This is a genomic window from Streptomyces sp. BE20, assembly GCF_036322525.1.
In the GTDB taxonomy this organism is placed as follows: Bacteria; Actinomycetota; Actinomycetes; order Streptomycetales; family Streptomycetaceae; genus Kitasatospora.
This window is the reverse complement of the sequence record NZ_JAQYWW010000650.1, coordinates 1-2,720: the sequence shown is the minus strand read 5'-3', so window position 1 is coordinate 2,720 and position 2,720 is coordinate 1. Positions and strand designations below refer to the sequence as shown.

Sequence of the window (2,720 nt, the reverse complement as noted above, 5' to 3'; positions counted from 1 at the left end):
GTGAGGTGTTCAGGCCGGTCAGGGGTGCGTCGGACGCGCGGTCGACACCGCGCAGGGTTCCGTTCGGGGCCTGGTGCGCCACGAGGTCGCCGCCCAGGACGGGGAGCCCGGAGTAGGTCCGTTCGTAGCGCAGGTGCCGGGAGCCGTCCGGGTCGAGGACGGCGTCCTTGGCGACGAGCTTCTCCTGGGGAGCGAGCCCGAGGTATCGGGCGACGGTTGCGCCCTGCCGGTCGGCCGCGGCCGGGGTGGGGGACACCTCCTGAGCGGCGACCACCGGGGCGCCGGTCACCAGCAGGACTGTGGTGACGGCGAGCGCGGCGAGACTGTGCAGGGGAGCTTGGCGGGACACGGGCACTCCTTTGCCTGCCGACCGCTGGTGCGGACGGGCACGGGTCCGCGCCGCAGGGTGCGGCGCAGCGAACGGCCAGCCGGTGGTGCGTCAGGTGGGACGCCGGGCGGGGCCGCTGCGGCTCTGGACGGTGCAGGGGGCGGCATGCAGAACACCATCAAGTCATGGGCATGACATTCATGTGGCGACAGGCGGCCCTGGCGGCAGCGGCAGGGAGTCCGGTGTCGAGGCTGCATGCAGCGTCAACGCTCCCGGAGCGGATCCCGGGGAGGCAGTGGTGGAATAGTAGCCATCAAGTTCGAGATCGTGTTTGAACATGAGCGATTGTGGGGTCGGAGGGGTGGCATTCGGTCACCTGTCGATTTGCCCGGGTGTGGCCGGACCGGCGGGTTCCTTCTGGCGCCCGCGACACCCGTGTTCTGGTCTGCGACGGAACCCGCCACCTTGACCTGCTTCATTGGCCGGATCCGATCGCCGCTCACCGGTCCGCGGAGCCGTGTCCTGGTGGACTCCTGGCTCGCGGCCGACTCTGGAAGGGCTATATTTGAACCCGTTCAATTCGAACACGTTCGCGCGTGTTCGCTCGGAGGGGCGAGACGGTTCGATCTCCGAGGCCCGTCGCTCGGTGGACGCGCCGTTCCACCCTTGACCGGACGCGGGTGCGCCGCCGGCACGCCGCCGCACGAAATCCCGTGGAGGACACCCGCATGACCGCCCGCATGACCCCTTCTGACCGTCTGAGCCGCGACCCTGCCGTCCCGCCGGTTCCTGGTGCGGTGCGCTGGTCCTTCCGGCTGTGGTTGTTGATCGCGTTCGCGGGAGGGGTCGCGCTGGCGGCGGTTTTCTCGGAGCGGGTCCGCATCGGGCTGGAGGTGGGAGACTTCGTGCTCCTGTTCCCTGCGGTAGCGGTGCTGGGAGCGTTCGTCGCCGTGGCCCGCGCGGCCCGCGCCGGCCGACGGAGGGCCAGGGCGGTTCTGACCGTCCTCACCGTCATGGGCCTGTGCGCCGGGGTCGGTTTGGTGGCCGTCGCTGCACTGTACGGAGATGCCGACTCCGCTACGGCGACGATCACCGTCCTCGTGGTCCCCCCGGTGGTCGGACAGGTGCTGATGTACGTGCCCGCGGCCCGCTCCTACTTCGGGCTCGATGGTTCGTCACCTCGGAGGTGACTGTCCGGGTGTGCAGCGGGGGCCTGCCGACGCCCGTTCGAGAGCGGCTCTCATGCGGGTGCCGTGCCGAGTGCCTCCGGCGTCGATCCGGAGGGACGCGGCCGTGGCCTCGCCATCGTCGAGACCCTGGCGGAGTGGACCGACATCCGGGCGGTCCCTACGGGTGGCCGGTTCGAGCGGTCTGTGCACCGCCCCGGAGGTTCCGTGACCGTTGTCCCGGCGCCCCCACGGCGCGTGGGTGCGCGAAGCCGCCGATCGGCGCGTCCGCCGGGCCGTCGCCACGGCCGCTCGTCAGGGCCAGGTGGCGGGGGAGGGCCGTCCGGTCGAATCGGGCGGAGTGCGTGCCGGTCGGATTTCGATGCTCTCCGGCATCCCGGTGACGAGTGCGGCGACGGGCGAGCCCTCGGAGCGGGTGAGGGTGGTGAGGGCAAACAGCGGACGCCCCTTGGGTTTCGGAGTCGGCACCGGCCCGAGCCTCGGTACCCCAGATCCTCAGGAGTCACTTCCGTAACGGATTGGCGAAGCCTCGGGACGGTGGCGCCGCCCCGGACTCTTCCTCCGCGTATCGCCGACGGCCGGCCGTCCTGGACGGGCGTCGCCGCACCACGGACACGAGTCACCCGCACGCCCCGAGGAGAACTGTGGGACAGCCTGACCCCGCCACCGCCACTGCCACCGTCCCCGGTGACGAGGCCGGTCCACGAGCTGCGGTGGACACCGCCGCGGCCCCGAGCCGGGGTGGTGGTGATCACCCGACGCGGCGTCGAGTGGCGCCGCCGCCCCGTGTGCAGCGGCCTTCGCCGGGCCCGGACGCTGCCGGGGGCCCGCCCGTGGAGGGGAGGTGTCGAGGCCTGGCGTGCCATGACGGCCACCGCCGTTCTCGCCGGACTATCCCGCACCGCACCGAACACATCCGAGCGGAACGGCCGGGCCCAGGCCGGATGCGGCCGCGCAGGACCTCCCTCAGGCCTCCGAACCACCCGGCCCGGAGCCTGCGGCCGGCCCGAGCACAGAACCCTGAACTCACCGACAGATCGGCGCTGTTCGGTCTCCTGCCTTAGGGTCCCACGCTTTTCGGATGATCAGACCTGTCCTTCAATTCCCACAGCGAGGCCGATCCGTTATGAACCTGACCCCGATACAGCTTTCCTGGACCGTGGCCGTGGGTGCGGTCCTGGTGTCCGTGCTCACGCTGGTGATGT

The 2,720-nt window shown here is 71.2% G+C and carries 1 protein-coding gene and 1 pseudogene; one reads left to right on the top strand and one right to left on the bottom strand.

All coding sequences use genetic code 11. The annotated features are described in order from the left end of the window. Positions 1-349 (bottom strand): annotated as a pseudogene (locus PUR61_RS13880) (M4 family metallopeptidase); the annotation flags it as partial. A gap of 707 nt (positions 350-1,056) precedes the next feature. Here PUR61_RS13880 and PUR61_RS13875 point away from each other — a divergent pair. Beyond that, entirely contained in the window at positions 1,057-1,518 is a 462-nt protein-coding gene (locus PUR61_RS13875; RefSeq protein ID WP_329879127.1) for a hypothetical protein, read from the top strand. Positions 1,519-2,720: the final 1,202 nt, after the last annotated feature.